Annotated in this window: 2 protein-coding genes; both read left to right on the top strand. The window is 63.0% G+C overall.

Annotated elements, in window-relative coordinates; translation table 11 throughout:
• Positions 1-203: 203 nt before the first annotated feature.
• Entirely contained in the window at positions 204-1,172 is a 969-nt protein-coding gene (locus tag ABFX51_RS36130) for a hypothetical protein (protein WP_346056471.1), read from the top strand.
• A gap of 114 nt (positions 1,173-1,286) precedes the next feature.
• Positions 1,287-2,816 carry a CRISPR-associated endonuclease Cas1 gene (cas1, locus tag ABFX51_RS36135; RefSeq protein ID WP_346056472.1) on the top strand — a complete coding sequence of 510 codons (1,530 nt, stop codon included), beginning with the start codon at positions 1,287-1,289 and terminating at the stop codon, positions 2,814-2,816.
• Positions 2,817-2,988: the final 172 nt, after the last annotated feature.

The following is a 2,988-nucleotide window of genomic DNA, read 5'->3' on the forward strand; positions in this document are numbered from 1 at the left end:
CGCCGACTGACTGCAACACCAGCCCCACCAACCACAACACGAGTTACGAGACATCCCTTAGGACGGTCCGGGTTCTGCTGGTACATCCGGTGTTTGCGCACTTCAGCGTGGGTATAGCTACCGTCCGGGTCCAGGTGGTACATGAGCAGCACGCCCGCACCACCGTACCTTTTTTCAGATCATATAGATGGTACACTTGGGACGTGGCAACAGCGCGTAAGAACCAGGGCAGCGCGGACAAGCCCGCCCGCCGGACACGGGGTGCGGTACGCCGGACCTCACCCCAAGTGCAGGCGCTCGCCGACACACTCCATCGCGTCCGCCCCGACCGCAGCCCCGAACAGTGGGCGCGATGGATCGAAAAGCAAATCACCGACGGCAGGGCCCCACAGGTTCCCGCCAAACTCACTCGCCGAGTGGTCGAATACTACTTTCGACTGTCACTGCTGCTGCGTAGCGGACGCACGGCTGCCGGAGCGCTTGGCGTCTTGGCGTGTCTCGGGTTCACTGAGCTAATTAAGCCCGACACGTTGCGGAGCGATCTACGGAAATTGTGCTCGGGCTACGGATTGCCAGTGAACGAGCACACTGCCCGGATCCCCGATGACGAGTTGACCGAACATGCAAAACGCGAAGCGGCGCGGGTTATCAAGCGTGCGAGCGACAAACCCGAAGTCCGAGAACGCGTAAACGCGCTCCGCCAAGCTGCACGCAGCACGCCATCCCTGCAAGACAATCCGCACGAGGTCATTCACAACCTTGTGTCGGGCGCGATAACCTTCAGTGAAGGGGGAGACCTATACGGCGCTGACGACTTGTCAGACATGATGCCCTATTTGACCGGAACCGAACCATTGTCTCCGGAAGAGCTGCGCTCGATAAAATCACTAACGCCTGACAGCATTTCCCGAATTCTCAACATTGTGGACCTAGAGAAGATAATTTCAACGGCCCAATTGTTGATACCGAAGGCGATGGCACAGGAACACGCCCAAAGGTGGGACTATGCAAGTCCTCACGCTATCAAAGCCGCCATCGTCGATGCTGTGCTCACACTGGCGACGTTCGGACCGGAGAGCGACAAACTGAACGATATCCTAAATGAGCATCGCCGATTCAACGACGACCTTAACAACGTCCTGAGAAGCGGAAAGACCCCTCAATTCGAGTAACGGCGGCAATTCACCCAACCGTCGCGGCCCAACCCGACAACTCCACACATAAGCGACCCCGGCCGACGCGCCAACGTCGAACCGGGGTCTGACACCACGAGAGAACGGACTCACGTGACGCTGACCCAGCAGGATAGCCCTTCCGACGCAAACCCGACGGACGGCGCCGATTCGGCCACGGCCGCCGTGTACCGCCGCGAAACCTCCGACCCGACCGTCGTGGTTGCCGACGGCTACGGCATCAAGATCAGCGTCGAGCGCGGCCACCTCGTCATTGCCGACGGCATCGGCCGACATCGCCGCGTACGGAAGCTGCCTCGCGTCGAGCGCACCGTCCGGCGGATCATCGTCATCGGCCATACCGGATACGTGACGTGGGAGGCGGCCCGCTGGTGCGCCGACGTGGGGATCACCCTGGTGCAGGTGGACACCACCGGCCGGTTGGTGTCCTGCTCCGCTGCGCCTTCGCTGGATGACGCGCGGTTGCGGCGGGCGCAAGCCTGGTGCGGCGAGGGAGGACCCACTGAACACATCGGGTTGGAGATCACCAAGCATGTCTTGTCCGTCAAGCTGGACGGTCAAGCCGTCATCGCGGACGCCTTGGGTGTTCCAGAGGTAGCCGCCGCGATTCGAGACTATGCGGACCAGGTGGCCACGGCGTCCACGATCACCGGGGCGCGGGGCTTCGAGGGCGCGGCGGCTGCGAAGTATTGGACCGCGTGGTGCGGACGCGTCATTGTGCCCTTCGACCCGCGCGAACTGCGGGACGTGCCCGCGCACTGGACCACCTATGTCATGCGCAGTTCACCTATTTGCACTTCGACCGATAACGGCAAGGACGCGGCCGATCCCATTAACGCGCTGCTGAATTACGCCTACCGGCTGGCCGAAGTGGAATGCCGGTTCGCGTGCCTATCCGTCGGCCTTGACGCTGGAATGGGTTTCCTCCATGGCGACGAGTTGAACCGGGATTCGTTGGCGCTCGACCTCATGGAGACTGTCCGACCCGAGGTGGATCGGTTCGTATTGGACCTGCTGTCCACGTTTGGGCCGATGCGCTACCTGTCCCGTCGGCTGTTCATCGAACGCCCGGACGGCGGATGCCGGCTGGTGGCGCCATTGACTCACCAGGTCGCCGAGCAGGCCGGCCGATGGGCGCGAGTCGTTACACCGCACGCGAAGCATGTTGCTCGCACGGTCGCGAATGTTGGCAAGGGCGAGATTCGCCCGACCATCGCGGCTACGCAGGAACGGCACGTGCGGGCCAGTGGACGCGCTGCCCGTGCACAGGCTCGCGGCGGCCCGCTGCGCCTGGCGGGACCGGTCACGGTTGAGCGCATCATCCCAACAGACCTGTGGTCGCAGGTGGAACCGATGCTGCCCGCGAAGCGCACGAACCGGCGCGGGGGCCGTCCGTTCTGCGATGACCGCGCCGTGCTGGCGGGCATCGTGTGTGTCGAATTCCTCGGGTGCGCGTGGTCCAAGATTCCCGCCACGTTCGGCGTCAGCCGCTACACGTGCTCGGCGCGATTGGCATCGTGGCAACAAGCCGGGGTGTGGTCTACAGTGTGCGCCGCCTTGAACGCGACGGAGCATATTCGAGTGTTGAGCACCGAAGCTGCGCGGCATGCAAACGTCCCGTGAGAGACCGGAAGCCGCTCCCTCCGTGTCGGTACGCGTCACGCGCCGTCAGCCACGAGCCGAGAGACGTGTTCGAGGCGCACAGTCAGGCGGGTTGAGTTGACGCCCTCTCCGGTCTTAGTGAACAGTTCAGAATGGGCTGGCGTGTCGGCTTTGCTTGCGGTGCAGGATGTTC

The sequence above is a fragment of the Amycolatopsis dongchuanensis genome, from assembly GCF_039542405.1.
GTDB lineage: Bacteria > Actinomycetota > Actinomycetes > Mycobacteriales > Pseudonocardiaceae > Amycolatopsis_E > Amycolatopsis_E sacchari.